This window comes from Ornithinimicrobium cavernae (assembly GCF_003121625.1).
Classification (GTDB): Bacteria; Actinomycetota; Actinomycetes; order Actinomycetales; family Dermatophilaceae; genus Ornithinicoccus; species Ornithinicoccus cavernae.
Genome location: NZ_QDDJ01000020.1, coordinates 44,064 through 69,313 on the forward strand (window position 1 = coordinate 44,064; position 25,250 = coordinate 69,313).

At 71.1% G+C, this 25,250-nt stretch carries 14 protein-coding genes; 11 read left to right on the forward strand and 3 right to left on the reverse strand.

Going from position 1 to position 25,250, the window contains the following annotated elements:
* Positions 1-3: 3 nt before the first annotated feature.
* From DA085_RS19490 to DA085_RS19500, 3 genes are read left to right on the forward strand one after another with little or no spacing between them, the layout of a single operon-like run.
* A complete protein-coding gene (locus DA085_RS19490) occupies positions 4-9,420 on the forward strand; it encodes a PKD domain-containing protein (RefSeq protein ID WP_109474665.1) in 9,417 nt (3,138 codons plus the stop codon).
* Positions 9,420-10,217, forward strand: coding sequence for a DUF7668 domain-containing protein (locus DA085_RS19495; RefSeq protein WP_109474666.1), 798 nt, complete (start codon positions 9,420-9,422; stop codon positions 10,215-10,217). The genes DA085_RS19490 and DA085_RS19495 overlap by 1 nt, the downstream gene beginning before the upstream one ends.
* A complete protein-coding gene (locus tag DA085_RS19500) occupies positions 10,214-11,494 on the forward strand; it encodes a M50 family metallopeptidase (protein ID WP_109474667.1) in 1,281 nt (426 codons plus the stop codon). Before DA085_RS19495 ends, DA085_RS19500 begins: the two co-directional genes overlap by 4 nt.
* Positions 11,495-11,648: 154 nt before the next feature.
* On the opposite strand, the gene DA085_RS19505 is transcribed toward DA085_RS19500, so the two are convergent.
* Complete coding sequence (locus DA085_RS19505; protein WP_161958581.1) at positions 11,649-12,353, reverse strand: DUF305 domain-containing protein; 705 nt, start codon at positions 12,351-12,353, stop codon at positions 11,649-11,651.
* 205 nt (positions 12,354-12,558) lie between these two features.
* On the opposite strand from DA085_RS19505, the gene DA085_RS19510 reads away from it, so the two are divergent.
* The 8 genes from DA085_RS19510 (at position 12,559) to DA085_RS19545 (ending at position 23,542) form a co-directional block, all read left to right on the forward strand.
* Complete coding sequence (locus DA085_RS19510; RefSeq protein WP_202619334.1) at positions 12,559-14,439, forward strand: LVIVD repeat-containing protein; 1,881 nt, start codon at positions 12,559-12,561, stop codon at positions 14,437-14,439.
* Positions 14,440-14,596: 157 nt separating this feature from the next.
* Entirely contained in the window at positions 14,597-15,979 is a 1,383-nt protein-coding gene (locus DA085_RS19515; protein WP_109474669.1) for a VOC family protein, read from the forward strand.
* A gap of 124 nt (positions 15,980-16,103) precedes the next feature.
* Positions 16,104-18,695: a PxKF domain-containing protein gene (locus DA085_RS19520; protein WP_109474670.1), complete on the forward strand. Its 2,592-nt coding sequence runs from the start codon at positions 16,104-16,106 to the stop codon at positions 18,693-18,695.
* Between the two features lie 205 nt (positions 18,696-18,900).
* Positions 18,901-19,821, forward strand: a complete 921-nt coding sequence (locus DA085_RS19525; protein ID WP_161958582.1) for an ABC transporter substrate-binding protein — start codon at positions 18,901-18,903, stop codon at positions 19,819-19,821.
* Entirely contained in the window at positions 19,818-20,777 is a 960-nt protein-coding gene (locus tag DA085_RS19530) for an amino acid ABC transporter permease (RefSeq protein WP_237565623.1), read from the forward strand. Before DA085_RS19525 ends, DA085_RS19530 begins: the two co-directional genes overlap by 4 nt.
* The gene (locus tag DA085_RS19535; protein WP_272914506.1) at positions 20,774-21,550 is read left to right on the forward strand and encodes an amino acid ABC transporter ATP-binding protein; all 777 of its coding nucleotides are present in this window, start codon (positions 20,774-20,776) and stop codon (positions 21,548-21,550) included. The genes DA085_RS19530 and DA085_RS19535 overlap by 4 nt, the downstream gene beginning before the upstream one ends.
* A 63-nt stretch (positions 21,551-21,613) precedes the next feature.
* The gene (locus DA085_RS19540; RefSeq protein WP_109474673.1) at positions 21,614-22,768 is read left to right on the forward strand and encodes an NAD(P)/FAD-dependent oxidoreductase; all 1,155 of its coding nucleotides are present in this window, start codon (positions 21,614-21,616) and stop codon (positions 22,766-22,768) included.
* A gap of 60 nt (positions 22,769-22,828) precedes the next feature.
* The gene (locus DA085_RS19545) at positions 22,829-23,542 is read left to right on the forward strand and encodes a GntR family transcriptional regulator (protein ID WP_109474674.1); all 714 of its coding nucleotides are present in this window, start codon (positions 22,829-22,831) and stop codon (positions 23,540-23,542) included.
* 38 nt (positions 23,543-23,580) lie between these two features.
* On the opposite strand, the gene DA085_RS19550 is transcribed toward DA085_RS19545, so the two are convergent.
* Complete coding sequence (locus tag DA085_RS19550; protein ID WP_109474675.1) at positions 23,581-24,687, reverse strand: hypothetical protein; 1,107 nt, start codon at positions 24,685-24,687, stop codon at positions 23,581-23,583.
* Complete coding sequence (locus DA085_RS19555; RefSeq protein WP_237565624.1) at positions 24,684-25,211, reverse strand: SigE family RNA polymerase sigma factor; 528 nt, start codon at positions 25,209-25,211, stop codon at positions 24,684-24,686. The genes DA085_RS19550 and DA085_RS19555 overlap by 4 nt, the downstream gene beginning before the upstream one ends.
* Positions 25,212-25,250: the final 39 nt, after the last annotated feature.

The following is a 25,250-nucleotide window of genomic DNA, read 5'->3' on the forward strand; positions in this document are numbered from 1 at the left end:
GCCATGTTCGGTTCGACGGCTGGTCGTGTGCTCGCTGGGGTGCTGGGGCTGAGCATGGTGGTCACCACGCTGACCGCCGCACCGCAGGAGGTCAGCGCGGTGACCCCGCCGGGCACCGTGGCGACGGCAGAGGCCGCACCCAGCCCGGTGACCGAGGGCCAGCTGCCCGGGGGCACCAGCCTCTCGGTCGGGTTCGACACCACCGCCGGAGAGGCCGGCGTGCGACTCGACGGGACCGTGGCCCTCGGCGAGGGGGACGCCGTCCCCGACACCACGCTGCTCTACGTCATGGACATCTCCGGAAGCACGATCCTGCTCGACGGTTGCGGTGGCGAGCAGAACGCCGACGGTCACACAGACACCGTCCTCGACTGCCAGGTCGCCGCGGCCATCGAGCTCAACAACGCGGCCGTGGACAGCGGCGTTGTCAAGGAGACCGGCGTGGTCGTCTTTGCAGCGAGTGCCGCCATTGCCGACGTGGGCCCGGCAGCGGGTCGACAGGTGCTCACCAGCCCGCCCGCGGACGCCGACGGCAGGGGCGGCCGTGACGTCGACGAGGTGCTCCGCTCTGTCTACACGGGGGGCTTCTTCCCGGGGGTCCGCAGGTTCACCAGCCAGACCGTGAGCGCTGGGACCAACTTCGACGCGGGGCTCGTCTCGACCTGCAACGCCCTGGCGGCATCCACCACGGGGAACCAGGTCGTGGCGTTCCTGTCGGACGGTGAGTCCAACCGCGGGCGACACGTCAGCGACGCGCTCACCTGTGGCAGCGACGTCACCATCCACACCTTCGCCGTCGGCGCGGCTGCCGGCTGTGACAGCGACTACTCCGGCCGGGGCAGCCTGCAGGACATCGCCGACCTGACCGGCGGCACCTGCACCGAGGTCGTGGAGGACGTGGCCGACCTGCCCAACGTCCTGCCCGGCGTCGCCCGGAGCCGGGTGACCCGGCTGGAGGCCACCGTCGACGGCGGCGACCCGGTCGACCTCTCCGCCACCACGGACCCGGCGCTGCCCGCCGAGGGCCCGGTCTCCATCTCCTTCGAGCACCTCCTCGACAGCCTCGGGTCCGGGGAGCACCAGGTGTGCGTGACGGCGCACGGTCGCGACGTGGCCGGTGAGGGCTCGGTCACGCACTGCGCCACGGTGCAGTCCAACCAGCCTCCGGTCGCGGACGCCGGCGACGACGTCACCGTCGACGAGGGCGGTGTGGTCAGCCTCGACGGCACGGCCTCCACCGACCCGGACGGCGACCCCCTGACCTACGCCTGGACCCTGCTGGAGCAGGACGGGGCACCGGTCAGCCTCACCTCGCCGACCTCGGCCGCGCCCTCCTTCCTCGCGCCCGACGACGGCACCTACGCCTTCGGGCTCACCGTCAGCGACGGTCAGGAGAGCGCCACCGACACGGTGACGGTCACGGTCGCCAACGGCGTCCCCGTCGTCACGGCGGACGTCGACGCCGGGTATGCCGGAGGGGTCACCCTGGCGACGGCCAGCTTCACCGACCCCGGGTGGCTGGACGTGCACTCGGCGACCGTCGACTTCGGCGACGGCAGCGACCCGCTGGCCGCACCGGTCACAGCCGGTGCCGGGTGGGGGACCGTCGTCGCCTCACACGTCTACGCCCGTCCCGGCTCCTACGCGGTCACGATCACGGTCGTCGACAAGGACGGCGGGACCGGCACGGCCGACGCCGCGACCGTCGACGTCGCCGAGCCCGTCGCCCTGTGGGCCGGCAGCACGACGGCCCCGCTGACCCTCGACTGGTCCGGGGGTGGTGGCGCGGTCACCGGACGGGTCCACAGCAACCACGAGCTGCGGGTGCGCGGTGCCACCAAGAGCGTCACCGGCGCCACGACCTACGCCCACTCGATCAGCGCCGACACCGACCGGCACGTCTTCTCGGTCGTGCCCGCCCGGGCAGCGGTGGAGGTGGAGCCACCTGTCGCCTTCGCCCTGGCCGACTACCGGCCCGGAGGCCGTGCGGCCCTCGATGCGGGTGAGGACTACCACGACGTCTCCGCCCAGTGCGGCAGCGCCGGCACGTGGCACGTGAACAACACCGTCCTCGAGCCGGGCCTCTACTACGCCGACTGCGACGTCCTGATCAACGGCAGCGACATCGGTGGGGGCGGGGTGAGCGTCGTCGCCGAGGGGTCGCTGGAGGTCGCCGGCACGCGACCGGCCTTCGAGCCGTATGCCGACGGGTTGCTCTTCCTGGCCGGCGGCACCCGGCTGAAGGTCTCGGCCAGCAGCTCGAAGTTCCTCGGCTTCGTGACCGCACCCGCCGGTGCGGTGGAGGTCTCCGGCAACGAGAACCGGTTCTCCTGCGGCATCGTTGCCGACACGATCACGATCTCCGGCAGCGGCTTCGTGACCGAGGCGGTCGACTGCAGCCGTCCCGAGCGCACGGTCGCCGCCTCCCTGCTGGTGCCCAGCCTGGAGGTCGGCCTCGCCGCGGACGCCGACACCGCGGTCCCGGGAGACACGGTCACCCACACGGTCGAGGTCACCAACACCGGCAGCCGCCTGGTCCTGCCCGGTGTCGTCGGTGCCGAGAACATGGACACCAGCACCGCCACCCTGGCGCACTGGTCCTACCAGGTGGAGTACCTCGACGTCGCCGAGCAGCGCTGGGTCTCCCTGGCCGGGGCCGCCGGCACGACCGACGGCTACGTGCCGCTCGACCCGCCGGCCCGGTCCGAGGGCGTCACCCTCACGGCCACGCCCAACGCGACCGGCGGAGTGACCTACCCGGCCGGCGACGACCTGCTGACCGGCACGACCCTCGAGCCCGGCTCCCTCGCGTCCTGGGGCTACCAGGCCGTGGTCGACCTGACCCCCGCCCAGGTCGCCGTCCTGCTGGACGAGCAGCAGTCCGCCGCCGTGCGGCACTCCGTGGTCCTGGAGTTCACGCCGGAGACGACGCAGGTGCGCCGGCTCTACCGCTTCGGGCACGACGTCGTGGGAGAGCTCCGCGCGCAGGGCGCCAGCGCCCAGGACGTGCAGGTCACGGTCCTGCGGCCCGAGGGGGACGCACTCTCGCTGACCTCCACGGAGGCCGAGGGGCTCGCCGCGGTGGGCCCGGGCGCGACCGCCACGACGACCGCACCGGTGACCGTCGCCGTCCCCGCTGCCCGCGGCGACCACGAGACCAGCGCCGCCTACCTGGCCCGGCTGGCCGCCACCGACGGTGCGGAGCTGCGGACGTTCGCGTTCGCCCGCGCGACCGCCGGGGTCGGTCTGGTCATCGCGCCGCAGGGGATGTCGTCCCTGACGTCGACGGTCCCGGTGGTGGGGCTCAGCTCCACGGCGGACGCGACCTCGACCGCCGGGGCCGTGCTGACCTACGACCTCGGGCTGAGCAACACCGGGGGCGCGGAGGCCCTGGCCCTGGGCGTCACCCACACCGTGGGCGGAGAGCCGGTCGACGTCCCGGACGTGCCCGCCACGCTGCAGCCGGGCGGGGTCTCCACGCTCGGGGCCACCTTCGCGGTGCCGCACGACCACGACGGCGGGGTCGTCCAGTCGGGCTCCACGGCGAGCTGGCAGGACGCCAACGGCAACGGCTACGGCCCGGTGGACGCGGCCAGCACGACCACCGTGCAGAGCGCCGGCCTGCTGGTGGCCACCCAGTCCGTCACCGTGCAGGACGACGCCGACGGCTCCGGTCTGCCCAGCCCCGGGGACACGCTGCGCTACCGCGCGACCCTCACCAACCGGGGCGGCTCGACCGTGACCGGCGTGCGCCTGGACGTCGCACCCGACCCCCACACCACGCTCGTTGCCGGGGCCGTCACGACCAGCCACGGCACGGTGTCCACGGGCAACGCGTCCGGCGACACCACGGTCTCGGTCCTGGTGGGCGACGTCACCGGTGGCACGGACGTCGGGATCACGTATGACGTGCGGGTCACCGACCCCTTCCCCGAGGACGCCCGGCACGTGGAGGCGCAGGGGACGGTCAGCGCGGACGGCCTGCCCGAGCTGCTCACCGACGACCCGACCCGTCCCGGCAGCACGGACCCGACCCGCACGCAGATCATCGTGCCGGTCGCCCGCCTCACGGCGACGATGACCAGCGACCTGGTGCTGGACGCCGACGGCGACGGGGTCCCCGGGGCGGGGGACACCCTCGAGTACGAGGTGTTCCTGCACGCCGAGGGCAACGCTCCCGTCGAGGGCGCGCGCCTCGAGGTCCGCCTCGACCCGCACACCGGCCTGGTGGCCGACTCGGTCCGCACGACCCAGGGCACCGTCCAGGAGCCTCCGGCACCGGAGGAGGGGACGGCCCCGCCGGACGTGCTCGTGGACCTCGGGACGCTCGAGGGGCTCACCACGGCCACCGTGACGTTCCGGGCTCAGATCGTCGACCCGCTCCCGGCCGGTGTGACCAGCGTGTCCGCCCAGGGCGTCGTGCACAGCGACACCCTCGAGCCGGTGTCCACCACCGACCCCCGGGCCGTCGACGGCGGCAGCACCACGACCCCCATCGCCGAGGAGCCGGCACCCGTCATCCCCGGGCCGCTGTTCGCCGGCACGTCCCTCACGGACGGCGCGGTCGTCACCGAGCCGCTCGAGGTGCGCGCGCTCGTCACCCCGCCGGACGGCGAGGACCTGGTCGACTGGGTGGTCAGCTACCGGCGTGCGAGCGGAGGGCCGGAGGTGGAGCTGGCCTCCGGGCCGTGGCCCGCAGAGGCCGCGGCCGCCGCGATGCGGCTCATGGCCGACGACACGGACGGCGCCGACGAGGGCCCGCTGCTCGCGGTGTTCGACCCGACCGTCCTGCCGAACGGCACCTACGTCGTGACCGTCGCGGTGACCGCCTCCGGTGGTGGCACGACCACGAGCGAGACGGGCCTGGTCGTCGACGGCCAGCTGAAGCCCGGGCGGTATGTCGCGACGTTCGAGGACCTCAACGTCGAGGTCGGTGGGCTCCCGCTGTCCGTGCGCCGGACCTACGACAGCTTCGACGCGGTCGGTGGCGACTTCGGCCCCGGCTGGTCGCTGGACGTCGCCAGCGTCACCGCGAGCACCGCCCGCCCGCTGGGCCAGAGCGGCTGGGGCACCGACGTCCACTCGTGCGCGCTCGCGTTCTGCATCGTCGACTACACCACCGACGTGCCCCACGTCGTCACCGTCACCTGGCCGGACGGCCGTCAGGAGCTGTTCGACCTGACCCCCGCCCCGGGCAGCAACATCCTGCCGTTCTTCACCTCGGCGAGGTACACCGCCCGTGAGGGGTCGACCTCGACGCTGCGCCCCGTGGCCGGCGACAGCTCGCTGTTCCACCCCGGTGACGGCAACCTCTACGCCGGCATGGGCTACTCAGGGGTCTACGACCCCCACCGGTTCGAGATCGAGGCCCGGGACGGCACGGCATACCTGGTCGACCGCGACCTCGGCCTGCTGTCCGTCACCGACCCCCAGGGCAGGACCCTGACCCTCGGCGAGGACGGACTCGTGTCGTCGGAGGGGCCGACCGTCGAGTTCGCCCGCGACGGTGCCGGACGGATCACCGGGATCACCGCCCCGGACGGCTCGGTCACCGGCTACGGCTACACCGACGGCCGGCTGACCAGCGTCACCGACCCGACCGGCAGCGAGACGACGTTCGGCTACGACGCGGCGGGCCTGCTGCAGGGCATCACCGACGGGCTCGGGAACGCCTTCCAGACGCTGGAGTACGACGCCGACGGTCGCCTGGTCGCGGTGACCGACGCGACCGGTGCCCGCACCGCCGTGAGTGTGGATATCGGTGCGCGCACCGAGACGGTCACCGACGCCGAGGGCCGTCTGACCACCGTCTCCACCCTCGACGAGCGCGGCAACCTGCTCCGGCAGGACCACCTCCACGACGGTCGGACCGACACCACCACCTGGGAGTACGACGACCTCGACAACGCGGTGCTCCGCGTCGACCCCGAGGGCGCGCAGTGGCGCGCCGCCTACGACGGCCGGGACGTCACGCAGATCACCGACCCCCGTGGCGCCGCCACGGTCGTCACCTACGACGACTCCGGGAGGCCGCTCACCTGGACGGACCCGGACGGGCGAGTCACGGCATACCAGTGGAACGACGACGGGACGCTCGCCTCGATCGTGGACCCGGACGGGAACCCGGAGACCTACGCGTACGCGAACGGCAACCAGACCGGCATGACCAAGCGGGAGGGAGGGACCTGGACCTACGGCTACGACAGTGCCGGCCGGCAGACCAGCGAGACCGACCCGCTGGGCAACACGCGCACCTGGGCGTATGACGCGGCGGGGCGGGTCACCGTCCAGACCGATGCGCTCGGGGGTCGCACGGTGTTCGCCTACGACGACGCCGGGCGCATGGTCAGCGAGACCGACCCGACCGGCGCCTCCACCGTGTGGACCTACGACGCCGCCGGGCAGGTCCTCGCCGAGACCGACCCCGAGGGGCACTCGGTCCGGTGGGAGTACGACGCCGCCGGTCGCGTCACGGCGCAGCTCGACCCGCTCGGTGCCACGACCGGGTTCACCTACGACCGCAACGGCCGGGTGGTGGCCGAGACGGCGCCCACCGGCGGGGTCACCTCCTACGGGTACGACGGCCTCGGGCAGCTCGTGTCGCTCACCGACCCGCTCGACCGGGAGACCGGCTATGCCTATGACGGCACGGGGCGCCTGGTCCGCGAGGAGAACCCCGCGGGTGGTGTGACCTCGTACGGGTACGACGCCGCCGGGCATCTCCTGGAGGAGACCGACCCGGCCGGTGGCGTGACCACCTCCACCTACAGTCCGGCCGGGCTGCTGCTGTCGACGACCGACCCGCTGGGTCGGGAGACGACGTACACCTATGACGCGGCGGGACGGCGCACCAGCACCACCTGGCCGGACGGGACGACGACGTCCCAGGCGTATGACCGCGACGGGCACCTGGTCAGCTCCACGGACGAGACGGGGGCCCTGACCACGACGGCGTACGACGCAGCCGGCCGGGCAGTGAGTTCCACCGACCCGCTCGGACGCGTCAGCACCTACGTCTTCGACGCGGCCGGTCGGACCGCGAAGGTGACCGACCCGCTGGGCAACGCCACGACCTACACCTACGACGCAGCCGGCCGGATGACCGGTGAGATCTCTGCGGAAGGGGTGCGCACGGCATACGAGCTGGACAGGCGTGGTCTGGTGACCGCCACGACGGACGGGGCCGGTCATGTGACCCGCACGGGGTATGACGCGGCGGGCCGGCCGGTGGTCGAGACCGACGCCCTGGGGCGCGCCACGACCACCACCTATGACACGGGCGGTCGCGTCGTGGCGATCACGGACGCCCTCGAGGGGAGTGTCACCTTCGGCTACGACGCCGCGGGGCAGCAGACCACGCTGACCGACGCCAACGGGAGGACCTGGACCACCGCGTACGGGTCCCTCGGCCAGCAGGTGAGGGAGACCGACCCGCTCGGCCGGGCCCGGACCTGGGCCTATGACACGGCCGGTCGTCTCACCAGCTCCACCGACGGGCGCGGGGTCACGGTGACCCGTGACTATGACGCCGCGGGTCGCCTTCTCTCGCAGGGACACCCGGCCGGTGCGATCAGCTACACCTACGACCTGCGGGGGCGTCGCCTGAGCGCCACCGAGGGTCCGGCCACCACCCGGTGGGCCTATGACCCCGCCGGTCGGATCACCGAGGTGGTCACGCCCCAGGGCGCCGTCGGCTACTCGTATGACGCGGCCGGGCAGCGCCTGACGATGACTCAGCCGCAGGGTGAGGTCCGGTACAGCTATGACGCGGCCGGACGGGTCGTGGCGCTGACCGGTCTGGACGGTGCGGTGACGACGCTGACCTATGACGGCGACTCGCGGCCGGTCGGGATCAGCCGGCCGAACGGTGTCACCACCACCCAGGCGTATGACGGGGCCGGGCGCCTCGTGTCGGTCGCCCACACCGGTGGTGGCGTGTCCGAGTCGTTCGACTACACCCTGGACGCGGTCGGCAACCGGGTCGCGGTCGAGTCCTCCGCCGGGACCGAGACCTACGTCCTGGACGCGCTGAACCGCCTGGTGAGGGCCGACCTCGCCGGTGGGGAGCAGGTGGCCTACACCTACGACCCGGCCGGCAACCGACTGAGCGAGACCCGCGACGGTGCCACCACGGCATACAGCTATGACGCTGCTGGTCAGCTCCTCGCGGCCGGTGGCGACACGTTCGGCTATGACGCGGCGGGTCACCGCACCTCCGCAGGGTCCGACACCTTCGACTGGGACTGGGCGGGCCGCCTCGTCGCGGCCGACGTCTCCGGGGTCGAGGCTGCCTACGGCTACGACGCGGACGGGGTGCGGGTCAGCTCGCAGGTCGACGGCGCCGCCGCCCAGGAGCTGGTCTATGACCGCGCGGGCGGGCTGCCGACCCTGATCTCCGACGGTGAGACCGGGTACGTCCACGCCGCGGGCGGGCCGCTGGCTGCCGTCGGGGACACGAGCTCCTACCTGCTCGGCGACGGCCTGGGCTCGGTCCGGGCCACCACCGACGCCGCCGGTGCCGTGACCTCGACGATGACCTATGACCCGTTCGGTGAGCGCACCGTCAGCGGGGCTGGCAGCGTGTTCGGGTTCACGGGGCAGATGCAGGACGGCACCGGCCTGGTGCACCTGCGGGCCCGCGACCTCGACCCGCTGACCGGCGCGATGCTGTCGATCGACCCGGTCCGTCCCGGTGCGCCGGGGGTGGTCGGCTACAACCAGTACGCGTACGTCGGGAGCAACCCGACGTCGTGGACCGACCCGACGGGGATGTTCGCGTCGGGAGAGTACGGCTTGAGCATGCGGATCGCCGTCGTGCCGGCGGCGGCTACGGCGACCAGCCAGGTCTCCCTGGGCAAGATCCTTGAGCTTGTCTTCGCGTCTCTCGTGGTGGCACTGGTCACTCAGCAGCAGCTGTCGGGGGGCAGCCGCGGAGACACACGTGACGACCCGACGAACCCGAGTCGCCCTCCACGCACCAACCCGAGCCCTCCACTGCCGGGACCTGGTGGACCGGGTGGTGGCGGCGCGCCCCCGCGCACCGACCGGGACGACAACTGCAATGCCCCTGTAGGCATGATCGGGACCTACCGGGACCTGAGCAGGGCCAACCGGGGAACCGGCCACCTGTGCCACGCGCACCACATCGTCCAGCATGCTGCTGTGAAGGGTTATGTCCCGGGGTACACGCGAGGGGACGCATCGGCGATCATCCTCACGGTGCAGCAGCACTTCGCTACCTACGCGGTGCAGCGGACACCTGGACGTGGCACGCTCGGGGCCGAGAAGCAGATCGCCAAGATGGCCCTGCGCGCCGCTGGTATGCGGAGCCATGAGTCTGCAGCGATGGCACACGTGGGTCAGTACTTCAACGTCACCCTCCGTGCTCCTGACTCGACCAGGACGAAGGTCTTCCCCTGATGGATCCGAGGCATGATGCGCCCGACCCAGGCGAGCGGAGCCGTCAGCTCCTCGTGCTGCGGATGGTCTCGAGCCTCCTCGCGAATCGAGAGGTCGGACTGCTCGCGATGAGCAGCGATCTCAGCGCCGACCAGTTGCGTGGTGAGCTCGAGGCGGTCGGGGCGCCGTTGCGGGAGATTCCCCACGGGGCGTGGGAGGAGTTCGCTGACCGCGTGGAACTGCGTCCGGTGCCCGGTGCTGCCCTTCCCACGCTCGAGACGGTCGTGCCTCTCTGGACCGAGAGCGGGGGGGCGTCCCGCGGCGCTCGTGTCCGGCTGATCACTCCCGAGGACAGTGATCTCGAGGACTACTGGGTCAGCGGGTTCGTGGACGTCACGCCCGGGTCGGAGTGGCTAGCGATCCCAGCGGACCCGATCGTGCCGCCCGAGCCGTTGGAGGTTCTGCCGTCTCGAGGTGAGCACCCGGTGCCCGAGCGGTGGCGCCCGGTGCTGTCGGAGATCGTGCACCGGCTCGTGGTTGAGGACTATGAGGGCCTGCAGCGGGACGGCATCGTCACGGACGTCGAGGAAGCGGCGACAAAGTGGATCGAGGCCTATCACGACCCGCTCGTGGACCTGCCCGACAGTGCGTGGGAGTGGTCTGACTGCTACCCGGGCTACGAGGGCCCGGGACATTACGACGTCCTGCTGAGTCTGTGGACCGCGCACCAGGGGCTGAGTCTGTTGACGATGGAGGCCAACGTCGTCGACAGTGGTGACGACATCCGCGTCGAGATCTTCAGCGTCCACGTGATGTGAGGCTGCTGACGATGGCCGAGTTCCTCGGGGTGCTGAGCGTGACCCTGCTGGTCTTCGGGGTGGGCGCGGTGCACGTGGTCGTGCACGAGGCGGCGCACGCGCTCACCGCCCGCGGCATGGGGGTCGGCGTGCCGGAGGTCTCGGTGGGAGGCAACAGGCCCTGGTTGCGGTTCCGTCTCTTTGGGACCGTGGTGAAGGTCGGTGGCTTTAACGGCGGAGCCACCCATCTCGAGCCGCGGTCGGAGGCGGGGCTGCGCGCCAAGCTCGCGGTGGTGACCGTGGCCGGCCCGCTGAGCAACCTCGCTCTGGCGCTGGTGGTGTGGTTGCTGCTGGCGGGCGCCCCAGCCGGCAGTCTGGCAGAGCTGGCCCGGTGGGCTCTCGTCGTGCTGGGCGTACTCATCGCGGTGGTCAACCTGCTGCCCCTGACGCTGCAGGACGGGGCGGTGCGCACGGACGGCGCCGCGCTGCTCTCGCTCGCCCGCGGCGGACAACGGTCCGCCCGGCAGGCGCTGGCCGCCGGCCGACTCTCCGCGGAGATGCGCCGGCATGCTGCAGGGGAGTCGCCGGGGCACAGCGATCCTGGACCGGTCGATGACGAGCCGGTCGACCACTCCGACCCGGTCCTCCTGGGAGTCGAGGGAACCCGCGGGATCTTCACCGGCGAGCTCGACAAGGCCGTCGCCCTCCTGCGCGAGGCGGCACAGCTGCCGCAGGACGACCACACCCGGGCCATGACGTTGAACAACCTGGCGTGGGCGCTGCTCCTGTCCCGCCCGGACGGCTGGTTGCCCGAGGCGGACGAGGCGAGCGCGGAGGCGCGGCGCCTGCACCCCGGGGAGGAGGCGTTCAGCTCGACGCGGGGCTGCGTCCTGGTCGAGCTCGGGGGGCTCGTCGAGGGGCGGGATCTGCTGCGTCGGTGCGATCTGGGCGAGGCGGCCCCCAGCGACCGGGCGTTCGTCCTGAACCACCTGCTGCGAGCGGAGGCGCTGACGGGCAACCTCTACGGTGCCCGCGCAGCCCTGTTCAGGCTGATCGCGGACGGCGCGTCCGAGGAGATCGTCACTGCGAGCCGGGCGCTGTTGCGGCCGATGGAGGTCGAGCACGCGCTGAGCAACATGCTCGACCCGGACGGACGCATCGTCTGGCCCGAGCACCGACCGGGAGACGAGCTCTCCGCACACGTGGGGGAGATGCGGTCGGCGCTCGCGGCGTTCGTCGACGAGGATGACAGCGATCCGCGTCGGGACGCGGTACGCGTCGCGCTGGGAGGGGCGTGATCGGATGAGGTGGCGCATCACAAGGATGCCGCCGGACAGCGCGGCTCTGCACCTGCTGTCGCCCGCGACCACTTCCGCAGAGCGGTCGGTGCCGCGACCCACTGCCCCGGCCATCCGGCATACGGCTGGTTGATGAGCAACCGCAGCCGACGCGTCAGCCCGACCCGATCTCTGCCAGCATCGACTCCATCCGGTCCATCTCGATGCGCTGGTCGGAGTCGATGTGGTTGACCAGCATGGCCAGCTCGGGCTCCTGCCCGCCACCTCTGTCCCGTAGGTCCTGGACCATCTGGAGCGCGCCGTCGTGGTGGTAGTGCATGAACTCGAGAAAGAGGCGGTCGAACGCCTCGCCCTCGGCCGCCGCCAGCTGCTCCAGCTGCTCGGGCGTGAGCAGACCGGGCATGTCGACGTGGGCACCGTGACCACCGGTGTGGGTGCTGTGGGCCTCGTGCCCGCCCTGAGCGCTCGCGTCGAACCCAGCCGGCACGGGCAGGTCGTGGGTCTGCAGCCACCTGACCATCAGCTCGATCTCGTCGGCCTGGCTGAGCTCGATGCGCTCGGCGAACAGGGGCACGTCCTCGCGTGACGTGCGGCTCGGGACGAGGGCGGTCATCTCCAGCGCCTGGGCGTGGTGCGGCAGCATCATGTGCACGAACTCGACGTCGGCCTCGGTCGGCTCGGGCACGTCGATCTCCGGCATCGCCGTGAGCGTCTGGTTGGCCTCGCCGGGAGCGGCGCCCTGCAGCAGCCGGGCGGTCGGAGAGGTGGGGGCCACCTCACCGGTCTCGTCACCCGAGCATCCGGTCAACAGGGCGACGGAGAGGACCAGTGTGCTGGGAAGGACATGGCGCACCTGCATGATCATGCTCCCTGGGGCGGGGCCAGAAGTGACCGCCCGGTAGGCATTGTGGGCCGTTGTGAGCAGCCTCTAGTATCGGCCCATACCCCAGGGTCTAGCAAGGCTTGGTCGCCACGCCTCTCGTCGCGTCGGCCAAGGCGACGCCCGTCGGCAAAGAGGCCGAAACTCGTGGGTGATGCAGACCCGAACGTCGGAAGGCTGCACCATGCCACGCCGCAAGGCTTCACCGATCGAGCTGCGCGGGGGACCGCGCCGTCTGCTGGGGGTGCTGGCCGCGGTCGGGATGCTCCTGGCACTCCTGCCCGCCCTCGCCAACGCCGCCGACTACCCCGACCCGGATGACCCCCGCGCCGAGCTGGCCGCAGGCTTCGAGGACGCCGCGACCGCCACCGCCGGGATGGACCTGCTGGCCCACTTCAAGAAGTCGGACACGCCCTTCTTCGACCCGGAGAACGTCGGATCGTTCGCGTTCGCGAACTCCGATGCCGGCTTCACCGGTGACCACTACGTCCAGGGCAACTTCAACGGCTTCCAGATCTTCGACATCTCCGACCCCGCGAACCCGACCCTCCGCACGTCGGTCGTCTGTCCCGGTGGGCAGGGCGATGTCAACGTCTACGGTGACCTGCTGTTCACCTCCGTGGAGCAGTCCAACGGTCGCGTCGACTGCGGCACCGAAGGGGCCGGGCCCAGCGACGTGCCCAACCCGGACCGGATGCGCGGAGTCCGGATCTGGGACATCTCCGACCTGGACAACCCGGTCCAGGTGGCCGCGATCCAGCTGTGCCGCGGCTCCCACACCCACCGCCTGGTCGAGGACCCCAACGACCCGTCGAACGTCTACATCTACAACAGCGGCACGGCCGGGCAGCGTCACCCCGGCGAGGCCGTGCACACGCCGGAGGGCTTCGTCGACGGGCGCTGCGGTCAGACCGACCCCGACAGCCCGAACCCGTCGATGTGGATGATCGAGGTCATCAAGGTGCCTGTGGACAACGCCGCGGCCGCCGAGGTGGTCAACGAGGTACGCCTCTTCCAGGGCGAGAACGGTGAGGTCGACGGCCTGCAGAATGGCCCGACCCGGCCCACCCACCCGTGCGCCGACACGGACGAGTGCGCCCCGGCCGGCACGACCTACTCGCCGACGCCGAACACCAACACCTGTCACGACATCACCGCCTTCCCGGAGATCGGGCTGGCGGCCGGCGCCTGCCAGGGCAACGGCCTGCTCATCGACATCTCCGACCCCGCCAACCCGGTCCGGATCGACGCGGTGGCCGACGAGAACTTCGCCTACTGGCACTCGGCGAACTTCAACAACGACGGCACCACCGTGATGTTCACGGACGAGTGGGGCGGCGGTGTCGGAGCCCGTTGCGCGCCCAACCACCAGCTGGCGTGGGGCGCCAACGCGGTCTTCACCATCGACCGCAGCGGACCGACCCCGCAGCTGGTCTTCCAGGACTACTACAAGCTCCCGACGTCACAGACGAACCAGGAGAACTGCGTCGCGCACCAGGCCAACCTGGTGCCCGTGCCGGGGCGCGACATCGTGGTCCAGGGCTGGTACCAGGGCGGAGTGTCGATGTTCGACATGACCGATCCCGCCAACCCGGTCGAGATCGCCTACTTCGACCGCGGTCCGATCAGCGCTTCCGAGCTCGTCCTCGGCGGGTTCTGGTCCGCCTACTGGTACAACGGCCAGGTCTACGGCTCGGAGATCGCCAGAGGCGTGGACGTCTTTGAGGTCACGCCGACCGACCTGCTCAGCGAGAACGAGATCGAGGCGGCCAAGGAGGTCGTGCTCGAGGAGCACAACGCGATGGCGATGCGTGCCTACACCTGGGACCCCAGCTTCGCCGTGGCCGGTGCGTTCGTCGACCAGGCGGAACGCTCTGGAGCGCTCACCGGGGACACCCTCGCCGAGGTGCGCGAGCACCTCGCGACGGCCGAGGAGCTCGCGGACGGCAATGCGAGGGACCGCGCGGTGGTGGCCCAGCTGGACAACGCGATCCGCAAGGTCGGTGACGCCGACCCGGCGGTGACGCAGGCACTGCAGGAGCTGCGCGCCACGTTCCTGGACTGACTGCCAGGACCCGGAGGGCTACCCGCCTGGGTGGCGTGTTCTCCACGGCGCCCGGGATCTACAGAAAACAGGTCCCGCCGCTGGCGTCACCGGACTGATTTCAGGACCGTCAGTTCCAGGACGCCGATCGTCCGGATCCGGTGGGACGATCGGGGTCATGAGCGAGATCCCGACCTCGACAGAGAGCACGAACACACCACAGACACTGTCGGCCAAGCAGTTCCAGGAGGTCAGCGGCACGGAGCACTGGAGAGTGCTGGGCGCCGGTGCCGCGGCCTGGTTCAGCGCTGCCTCGCACGGCGCGGGGGCAGAGCTCGCGGTGCGGGCGGTGGACGCCGCCGCCGAGTCCGGCCGCGCACTCGAGACGAGCATCCGCTCCCTCGGCGTCCACGTGCGCCTGCCCCTCGGCCCGACCGACGGCGGGTTCACGCAGGAGCACGCGGACCTGGCCCGTGCCGTCTCCGCCGCAGCCGAGGAGCTCGGCCTCGAGGCTGACCCAGCTGCTCTGCAGGACGTGCAGCTGACGATGGACACCATGGACCAGGCCGCGGTCCTGCCCTTCTGGGAGGCTGCGCTCGGCTATGACCCGGTCGGCGACGAGGACCTGCTCGACCGGTTCCACCGGCACCCGCCGATCTGGTTCCAGGACCAGGACGCCCCCCGGCCCCTGCGCAACCGGGTGCACCTGGACTCGGTCATGCCCCAGAAGGTCGCGACGGAGACACTGGCGGCACTCCGCGAGCGCGGCGCGTCCTCGGTGGCCGAGCACGGCTACTACGCGACGGTCGCCGACGCCGAGGGCAACGAGGTCGACGTCCTCCCGCTGCCCGAGGGCAGCGACCGCTGGGAGCGCCCGGGCACCGAGGACTGGCGCCTGGTGTTCTCGGCCATGGCGTGTTACCCCGTCGGGACGGTAGTGCAGGGGACAGGTCGGTCGACCGGGTCGGCTGCCGCGTTCGTGCAGGCCGTGGCCGCGCTCGCCGACGAGGCGGGCCTACCGCTGGGCATCGACGTGCGCCCCGCAGCGGCCGGGCAGAGCCTGGTGGTGCTCGACAGCGGCAAGGACCGCTGGGAGATGACCGAGGGCTACGAGGCGCTGGCGGCGCGCGTGCAGGAGACGGCCCGCGGGATGGGTCTGACCGCGGACGTGGCCGCGCCACGCTTTGTCCAGATCGGCATCGACGCGGTCGACCTCCCTGCTGTCCGGGAGTTCTGGCGTGCTGCCCTCGGCTACGAAGAGGACCCGCGTGCGCACGTCACCGACATCGTCGACCCCCACCAGGTCAATGTGCCGCTCTTCCTCCAGGGTATGGACGCGGGCGACGAGGCCCGGCGTGCCCAGCGCAACCGGATCCACGTCGACCTGTTCCTGCCGCACGACCAGCTCCGGGCCCGTCTGGAGGCGGCACTGGCTGCCGGCGGGACCGTCGTCCGCGACGCCGGGCCGATCTCGTGGACCGTCACCGACCCCGAGGGGAACGAGATCGACCTGACCACCGCCTACGGCCGTGAGGAGCACTGGGCCGCCCAGCAGGGGTAAGGGCTCGGACTCATCCGCTGTATGTATGTGGGCCAGTACTTTTGGCTCACCGCACGCTCCTTCTAGCCGACGCGGTGGCAGGGCCCGCACCGCGAGGGTGGTCGCGTCCCCGAAGGAGGATCCTGTGAGACCACCCCGATCTGCCGCGGCCGGCATCCTGCTCCTGGCGCTGCTCGCGCCGCTTGCCGCGTCTGCCCAACCAATCGATCCGATCGTGCCCGAGCCCGACCCTGGCCCGGGCTCTGGGTTCACGCCGCCGGAGGACGGCTTTTCGTGGCTGGCTCCAGAGCGCTTCCGCGAGCAGTCACCGGGCCACTACAACTTCCGCTGGGTTGCCGGAGCGACCGCGTCCGACGGCCACTATGAGACCGACTATGTGCGCCCCGAGTCCTGGCCGATCGAGGTGAACGGGTGCCGCACCGCCGAGGACTACGCCGCGCAGGCGGGGGCTGATCCGGTCCCCACTCTCAACACCTACACCTTCATCACCGCTCACGACGGACACCGGATCAGTGGGCCGGAGTGCCTGGTGACCCTGGATTTCCCGAGCGAGGGCAGCTACGACGTGCGGATGCTGGTCAACAGCCCGGAGGGCGTGGAGCTCGGCGCGTGGGAGCAGACCGTCACGGTCAACGACCTGTTGATCGTGCAGATCGGTGACTCCTACGGCTCGGGCGAGGGAGCCGTCGAGTGGGCGCGCGGCCCCGATGACCAGTACGGCCGGTGGGTGGATGACAGGTGCCACCGGTCCTCCTACGCCGCCTCCGCTCAGGCCGCCAGGGACCTGGAGCGTGCCGACCCACGCACGACCGTGACCTATCTGTCCTTTGCGTGCTCCGGCGGCACGATCGACCGGGACTACCAGCGGGCGCCGGGGATGGACCAGCCCATCGAGTTCGCCATCCACACGGTCGATCCCTACTTCTATCCCGCCGATGCCCCGATCGAGGGGAGCGGTGTGCTCGGCCGGTATCGCGGGGTGCAACCTGACGCCCCTGACGACTACAGTCCCGGGGCCTACATCCCCTCACAGATGGCGCAGTTGCACGCGGCGCTGGTCGCGGGCGTGCCCGAGGGACAGGTCCGCCAGATCGACGCCCTGATGGTCTCCGCCGGTGGCAACGACGCCGGCTTTGGGCCGCTCGCCGCCGCGTGCGTGGTCCACGACAACTGTCTGCACCCGAAGCACGTCTACACCGATCCGCGACCGGGAGCGACTAGCTCGATCCCGCTGGCCCTGCGAGTCCAGCTGGACATGGGGGAGATGCCGGCGCGCTACGACCGGTTGGCCATGGCGCTCGACGGCTTGGGTGTTCCGATCAGTGACACCTACATCACGGAGTACCCCGACCCCGGCACGGAGTTCCGCACGGACGGGGGCGGCTCTCCCGTCCCCGAGGAGTGCGAGGAGATCCTGGAGGACGTCAAGTGGGAGTTCGGCATGGAGATCGAGGGACGACAGTGGGTCGGTGGCGTAGACCCTGACCCACCGGGTCCGGACCCCTCCAACACGACCGAGCTCGGCTTCGCGCGCTTCACCTTCATGGGCGGCCTGAACGCGCACATTCGTCAGGCGGCCGCACGTCACGACTGGCACTACGTCGGCGGGGTCGCTGAGGCGTTCCAGGGCCACGGCTACTGCGTGGGCGCCAACGATGACCCAGACGTGCCCGACCGCTGGATCCAGACCGCAGCCGTGGCCGAGCTGCAGCAGGGCCCCAAGGGCGACCGCTCCGGAGGCAAGGGGACCCTGCACCCCAACCGTCGTGGCAACCAGGCCGTGAAGGAGCAGATCCTCATCACTGCCCAGGAACAGCTGACCACCCAGGAGCCGGACGGTGGGGTGCACCATCGGTTCGACCCCACGGCGCCCACCGCCACCGCAGTCGTCGACCCCCGGGCCAACGTCAACGGCTGGCACACGGACTCGGTCGAGGTCACCCTCGGGGCGGTTGCCGGGGGCCGCAACACGCTCCACCGGGTGGAATGGTCAGTGGACGGTGCCCCGCAGCTGACGTCGGCGACCGTCCCCGTCGCCGTCCCGGTGACCCGGGAGGGCGTGAGCGTGGTGCGCTATCGAGCGGTCGACACGGCGGAGAACAGCTCGCCCTGGCAGGAGGTCACGGTCCAGATCGACCGAGTGGCGCCGAGCCTGGAGATCATCCGCCCGGTTGCGGTGCCCTACACACTGGATGAGGCGGTGACCATCGACTTCACCTGTGCAGACGAGGGTTCTGGCGTCTCCAGCTGTCTCGGGTCAGCAGCAGTCGGGACCGCTCTGGACACGGCAACGGTGGGCGAGCACCGCTTCACGGTGGAGGCGACCGACCTCGCGGGGCACGACGTCACGGAAGTCGTGGACTATCAGGTCTGGTATCCCTTTGGCGGGATGACCCTCAACGGCAACAACGGTGCCGTGCCGATCCAGGCCGGCAGCACCGTGGTCATCCGCCTGGACCTCGGTGGAGACCGCGGTCCGGGCGTGATCGACCTGAGCGCCAGCTCCTCCCAGGCGGTCGCCTGTGACACCGGGCAGCTGCTGGGTGAGCGGGACCCGATCGCGACGAAGGGCCAGCTCCACGCGTCCTATTCGTCGGGTCGCGGGGAGCACAGCGTCGACTGGGCGACCGACAAGACCTGGCGCGGTACCTGCCGGGAGCTCGCGCTCGTCGTGGCCGACGGCAGTGTGCGGACAGTGCTGGTCACCTTCCGCTAACACCGCCCAGGACACGAACGCGTCTGTGGCCGTCCCCTTGCTCACAAGGGGGCGGCCACTGTGCGATCACGGCGGCAGAACAAGGTGCGCGCTTCCAGTCGGCCTCGCAGATCTTGACGAAGAAATGACCAAATGGGTCTTGACGTCCTGCCCGTGAGCCAGCCAGGCTGACTAACTGTCAGACAGCATGACACTAGGAGCTCACATGCACCCTGCACGTCGCCCGTTGTCCCTTTCCGCCCTCACCGTGCTCGCCGGCCTGACTCTCGCGTCGTGCGGGTTGTCGTCATCTCCCAGTCAGCAGGAGGACGCCGCCGCCGAGTCCGCGGCACCGGCGCAGGAGGTGAACGAGGAGCTCGCCGCGTCGCTGCCTGATGACATCAAGGAGGCAGGCGTGATCCGGATGGCCACCGACCCGAACTATCCACCGTTCGAGACCGTCGCCGACGACGGCAAGACCATCGTGGGGCTCGACCCCGACATCGCCCACGCCGTCGGGGACATCCTCGGTGTGGAGATCGAGTTCGTCGAGACCTCCTTCGACGGGATCATCCCCGCGATCGAGGCGGGCAAGGTGGACATGGCCATGTCCTCCATCGGTGACACCAAGGAGCGCGAGAAGACGGTCGACTTCGCGACCTACTACTGGAACGGCACGCTGGTCCTGGTCGAGAAGGGCAACCCCAAGGGGATCGTCGCCGACCAGGCCTGCGGTGTGTCGATCGGCGTCATCCGGGGGTCCCTGCAGCAGAACACCTTCCTGCCCGCCCAGACGCCCAAGTGCGAGGAGGCCGGCCTCGAGCCGCCCAGCTCGCAGGCCTACCAGAACGGTCCGCAGGCGCAGCTCGCCCTCAAGAGCGGCCGGATCGACGGCGTCATGCTGGACGCCCCACCCCTCCTGGACGCCGCCAAGAAGAGCCCGGACGAGTTCGAGACCGTCGGACCACTGGTGCGCAACCCCAACCCGGGCGGGGTCGCCTTCCCCAAGGGCAGCGAGCTCGTCGAGCCGGTCAACGGGGCGCTGAACATCCTCATCGAGGACGGCACCTACGCCGAGATCCTGGAGAAGTGGAACCTGACCGACATCGCGATCGAGAAGTCGGAGATCAACGGGGCCATCGAGTGAGGCCGGCCACGGCGCCCGGCGAGCAGGCGGTCGCTCCCGCGCCGGGAGCCCACGCGCAGCCGGTCGTCAAGCTGCGGCACCCGATCAGGTGGGCCAGCTACGTCGTCATCGCGGTCCTGGCCGCGATGTTCATCAACACGCTCCTCACCAACCCCAACTTCGGCTGGGACGTCGTCGGTGAGTACTTCACCTCGGTACGGATCCTCGACGGGCTGCTCAAGACGCTGCAGCTGACCGCCATCGCGATGGTCCTGGGGATCGTCCTGGGCGTCGGTCTCGCCGTCATGCGGCTGTCGAGCAACCCCGCGGTGTCGGGTGTCAGCTGGCTCTACATCTGGTTCTTCCGCGGCACACCGATCTTCGTGCAGCTCCTCTTCTGGGGCTACATCTCGGCGCTCTACCCGGTCCTCTCCCTCGGGGTCCCGTTCGGCCCGAGCTTCGTGGAGTTCGACACCAACGTCCTCATCACCCCCGTCATGGCCGCCATCCTCGGGCTGGGCCTCAACGAGGGCGCCTACATGGCGGAGATCGTCCGGGCCGGCATCCTGTCCGTGGACAAGGGACAGACCGAGGCGGCCCAGGCCCTCGGCATGAAGCGTGGCCGGATCCTGCGGCAGATCGTCCTGCCGCAGGCCATGCGGGTGATCATCCCGCCGACCGGCAACAACACGATCTCGATGCTCAAGACGACGTCCCTGGTCAGTGTCCTGGCGTTCCCCGAGCTGCTGTATGCCGCGCAGCTGATCTACTCGGACAACTTCGAGACCATCCCGCTGCTGATCACGGCCTCCATCTGGTACATCATCGTGACCTCGGTGCTGACCGTGGGGCAGTACTACATCGAACGTCACTACAGCCGCAGCGAGCGGCTGGCCGGGGCGGGCGTGCTGAGCCGGCTCGCCGAGCTCCAGCGCCGCCGGGGCATCAAGGTCGACACCGAGGGGGAGGGCCGATGACCACCGACACACGAGTGCCCATGGTCCGCGCGGAGGACGTCCGCAAGTCCTTCGGGCACCTGGAGGTGCTCCGGGGCATCAACCTGGAGGTCCACCGGGGCGAGGTGATGACTCTGCTGGGCCCCTCGGGCTCGGGCAAGACGACGTTCATCCGGCTGATCAACCACCTGGAGACGATCAGCGCCGGCCGGCTCACCGTCGACGGGCAGCTGGTCGGCTACCGCGAGCACCAGGGACGGCTCCACGAGCTCCGGGAGTCCGAGGTCGCCGGCATGCGCGCCGAGATCGGCATGGTCTTCCAGCGCTTCAACCTCTTCCCGCACATGACTGCGCTGCAGAACATCATGGCCGCACCGATCGGGGTGCGGCGCGAGCCGAAGAGTGTCGTGCGCGAGCGGGCGCTGAGGCTCCTGGAGCGGGTGGGGATGTCCGACAAGAGCGGCGCCTACCCCGGTGCGCTCTCGGGCGGGCAGCAGCAGCGGGTCGCCATCGCGCGGGCCCTGGCCATGGAGCCCAAGCTGATGCTCTTTGACGAGCCGACCTCGGCGCTGGACCCCGAGCTCGTCGGCGAGGTCCTCGACGTGATGAAGGACCTCGCCCGCTCCGGCATGACCATGATCGTGGTCACCCACGAGATGGGCTTCGCCAAGGAGGTCGCCGACTCCGTGGTCTTCATGGACAACGGGGTCGTCGTGGAGGCCGGACCGCCCGACGCGGTGCTCGTCGACCCCCAGCACCAGCGCACCCGGGACTTCCTCAGCAAGGTGCTCTGACCAGCACCGAGTCCGCAGCACGGTGCGCAGACCAGCACCGCCCCGAGCACACAAGGAGAAGGTATGCAGATCGTCGTCATCGGTGCAGGCGTGGTGGGAGCCTCCATCGCGACCAGGCTCGCCCAGCGAGGGGCCGTCGTCACCCTCGTCGACCAGGGACTCCCCGGCACCGGCACGTCCTCGACGTCGTTCGCCTGGATCAACGCCAACGGCAAGGAGCCGGAGAGCTACTACGCGCTGAACCTGGCGGGGCTCAGGGCCCACCACGGCCTCGGCGGCAACGAGGAGTGGCTGCGGCCCGGTGGGCACGTCGAGATCGCCGTCGACGAGGCGCACGTCCGGCACCTGCGGGGGCGGATGGAGCGGCTCGTCGCCCGCGGCTACGCGGTGGAGGAGATCGGTGCCGATCGGGCGCGCGAGCTCCTGCCCGACGTGGTGGTGCCCGACCAGGCCGACACGATCGCGTACTTCCCGCAGGAGGCCTACTGCTTCCCCCTCCTCTACCTGGCCCGGATGCTGGCGGAGGGACGCGCAGCCGGCGTCACCCTCCGCGACAACACAGGGGTCGTCGCCCTCGACCCCGACGGGGACGGTGCGAGGGTCACCCTGAGTGACGGGACCGTGCTGCGCGCCGACGCCGTGGTCTCGGCCGTCGGCCGGCGCACGTCCGAGCTGGCGGCGCTCGCCGGTGCGACGGTGCCGATGGCCGGCTTCACCGAGCCCGGCGATGTGACCGTCGGCTACCTGCTCCGCACGATCCCGCTGCCCGTCCGGTTGAGTCGCGTGCTCACCACACCCTGGCTCAACGTGCGTCCCGACGGCGGGGGCCGGCTGCTGCTCCAGGCACTTGACCTCGACGCCACCGCCGACCCTGCTGCGGTCCCGGCGCCCGACTCGCCGCTGGTGGAGGACTACCTCGAGCGGCTGCGGGCCGTGGTCCCCAACGCGGGGTCCGCCCGGATCGCCGAGGTGGTGGTCGGGCAGCGGGTGATCCCGGCCGACGGCCTCACCGTCGCGGGCAGACTGCCGGAGATCCCCTGGCTGTATGCCGTAGCGACCCACAGTGGTGTCACGCTCGCCCCCCTGCTGGGGGCGGCCGTGGCCGGCGAGCTCTTCGGCGAGGAGGAGCCGCTGCTGGCCGACTTCCGACCGGACAGGTTCGCCGAGGGCGCACAGATCGTGGCACCCAGCAGCCCCCGAAAGCCGGGGGAGCAGTGAGTCGGGGGGATAGGTTGGCGTCTGGGTGAGGGACCGGGCACCGGTCCACGGCAACGAGAGGTGAGCGTGTCGAAGGTCCGCAGGGAGACGGTGGCCGACCAGGGCCTGTCCATCCTGCGCGGACGGATCCTCGACGGTGACCTGCGGCCGGGGGACCCGGTGACCGAGGAGGCGATGGCCCGGGAGATCGGTGTCTCGCGACCCACGATGCGCGAGGTCCTGACGATCCTGGTCGGCGAGGGGCTGCTGACGCGGCACCCGAGCACCCGGATCCTGCAGGTCACCACCCTCACGGCCGCCGAGGTCAGGGAGATCTATGCGGCACGGCGGGTGCTCGAGGCGGCCGGGGTCGACGCGGCCCCGCAGGCGGGCGCCGAGCAGCGCGCCCGGCTGGAGGACACCATCCGGGAGATGGAGGCCGCGGTCGCGGACAACGACCTGTATGCGCTGGTCCAGGCGGACACCCGGTGTCACACCGAGACCGTGGCGCTGGCGCAGTCACGGTACCTGTCGGCTCTGCACAACCAGCTGATGGCCAAGCTCAACCTCACGCTCTCCCAGGTGGAGAGTGACCAGCCCAGTGACAACGCCGAGCTGCTGCGGCTGCACCGGGAGTACGTCCGGCTCATGCTCGACGGAGACACCGAGGGCGCCAAGGACCAGCTGCTAGCCCGGCTGGCGTCCGCCGAGCAGGATGTGCTCGAGGGTCTGCAGCGACAGGAGACCGCGGGCCGGGCGCAGCGCCGGACCCTGCCGGCCGCCCGCACGCGATAGGTCCGGCACCTGCGCGGCCTGGCACCACGCCGTTCCCGCTACGACCCGTCGCGCCGGGGCCGCACCGGCTCGGTCAGCTCCTCGCGCGTGCCCTCGCCGTCGACCCACGAGATCTCTGAACCGCTGGGCGCGGAGACCCAGGCGAACCGTCCGGCGGCCACGGACGGCTCGGCGTAGCGGATCTCCGCTCCCACCGCCTCGCCCCCGTCCGGGGTAGTCACCTCGATCCGGTGGTCTGCGCTGGGCAGGTAGGCCACGACCTGACGACCCTCGCCCTCGACGAACTCGACACCCAGCCACGTCCCGAGCAGGCCCTCCAGGACACCCTGCTCGTCGCCGAACCAGATCCGCCAGAGCCCGTTCCGGTCCTGCGCGATCAGGGGCTCGGTGGCCGTGCCCGGTGCGTCGAAGTCCGCCGTGTCCAACACCTGGAGCCAGACGACCTCGACACCGGCCCGACTGCGCCAGGTCATGCCCAGGGTCTCGGTCTCCGGGTCGCTGAACTCGGTCGACACGTAGGCGTCCAGCCCGGTGTCCGGCAGCGGCTGGCGCTGGACGTCGACGGGGCCGGCGACGGAGAGCACCTGCACCTCCGTGGCGCCCGAGGCGATCACACCGATCAGCACCTCTCCCTCCGGGGTCCGGTTCGGCTGGGGCGTGACGGTCCGCCCCTCGCGCAGGGCCTCGAGGGTCTCCTCGCCCGGCTCGTTCCAGCCCTCGACCTCCCCCAGCCGGCCCTGCGCGTCGCGGGTCGCGTACGCCACCCGTGCGCCGTCACCCCCGCACCGGTCGACGGCGACCACCACAGACGATCCGGTCGCCGACCCCGAGAGGGGCAGCTCGGCATACGAGACCCTGTCCAGCTCGATCCGGGTCCCGTCGGGCCCGTCCACGATGCCGCTGCAGGCCTGCGCCCAGGGGGCGGCCGGCAGTATGCCGATCGGTCCCACGGTGCTGCCCGTCGCCCAGAGCGCGGCGACCGTCACGGCCGCCAGGGACCCCGTCGTGAGAGCCCCTGTGCGGGCTCGGCGCCGCCGGTCCGCCCGGTGCACGGCACCCAGCACGTCGTCCGGATCGAGGCGTAGCCCGGGCGGCGACTGCACTGCGTGCAGCGAACGTGCCAGGTCGTGCTCGTCGGTGATCATCGGACCGTCTCCTTTGCGCGTGCGTAGTGCTTCCTGAGGTTGGCCAGTCCGCGGGAGGCCGTGCTCTTCACCGTGCCGGTGCTGATGCCCAGCTCCTGGGCCACCGTCGCCTCGGACAGGTCGCAGTAGTGACGCAGCACGACGACCCGGCGCTGTTGCTCGGGCAGGGCCGAGAGCGCGTCGATCAGGTCCTGCTGGGCGACGACGTCGTCGGCCAGGGCCCGCAGGGCCGTCGGGTCCTCCGCGCCGTCCTGCCGCTGCCCCACGTGCGGATCCACGGGAACCTCGCGGCGCCGCCTGCGCCAGGTGTCGTTGCGGTGGTTCACCATCACGGTCCGGGTGTAGGGGACGGCGAGCCCCGGACGCACCCGGGACCACGCGGCGTACGTCTTGGTGAGCGACGCCTGCACGAGCTCCTTGGCGTCCTCGACGTCGCCGGTGAGGAACCAGGCGATGCGGAGCAGCTCCGGAGTGGCCGAGCGCACGAACGTGCTGAACTCCTCGTCCCGCTCCCGCTTGCGCACGTTCCACCTCCCGATCCGTCCTGACACACCACCTACGCG

What these genes read in the sequence shown, in the direction of transcription:
- DA085_RS19490 (WP_109474665.1), top strand. Translation starts at nt 4, where the DNA reads ATGTTCGGTTCGACGGCTGGTCGTGTGCTCGCTGGGGTGCTGGGGCTG.
- DA085_RS19495 (WP_109474666.1), top strand. Translation starts at nt 9,420, where the DNA reads ATGGATCCGAGGCATGATGCGCCCGACCCAGGCGAGCGGAGCCGTCAG.
- DA085_RS19505 (WP_161958581.1), bottom strand. Translation starts at nt 12,353, where the DNA reads ATGCAGGTGCGCCATGTCCTTCCCAGCACACTGGTCCTCTCCGTCGCC.
- DA085_RS19510 (WP_202619334.1), top strand. Translation starts at nt 12,559, where the DNA reads ATGCCACGCCGCAAGGCTTCACCGATCGAGCTGCGCGGGGGACCGCGC.
- DA085_RS19515 (WP_109474669.1), top strand. Translation starts at nt 14,597, where the DNA reads ATGAGCGAGATCCCGACCTCGACAGAGAGCACGAACACACCACAGACA.
- DA085_RS19525 (WP_161958582.1), top strand. Translation starts at nt 18,901, where the DNA reads ATGCACCCTGCACGTCGCCCGTTGTCCCTTTCCGCCCTCACCGTGCTC.
- DA085_RS19535 (WP_272914506.1), top strand. Translation starts at nt 20,774, where the DNA reads ATGACCACCGACACACGAGTGCCCATGGTCCGCGCGGAGGACGTCCGC.
- DA085_RS19540 (WP_109474673.1), top strand. Translation starts at nt 21,614, where the DNA reads ATGCAGATCGTCGTCATCGGTGCAGGCGTGGTGGGAGCCTCCATCGCG.
- DA085_RS19550 (WP_109474675.1), bottom strand. Translation starts at nt 24,687, where the DNA reads ATGATCACCGACGAGCACGACCTGGCACGTTCGCTGCACGCAGTGCAG.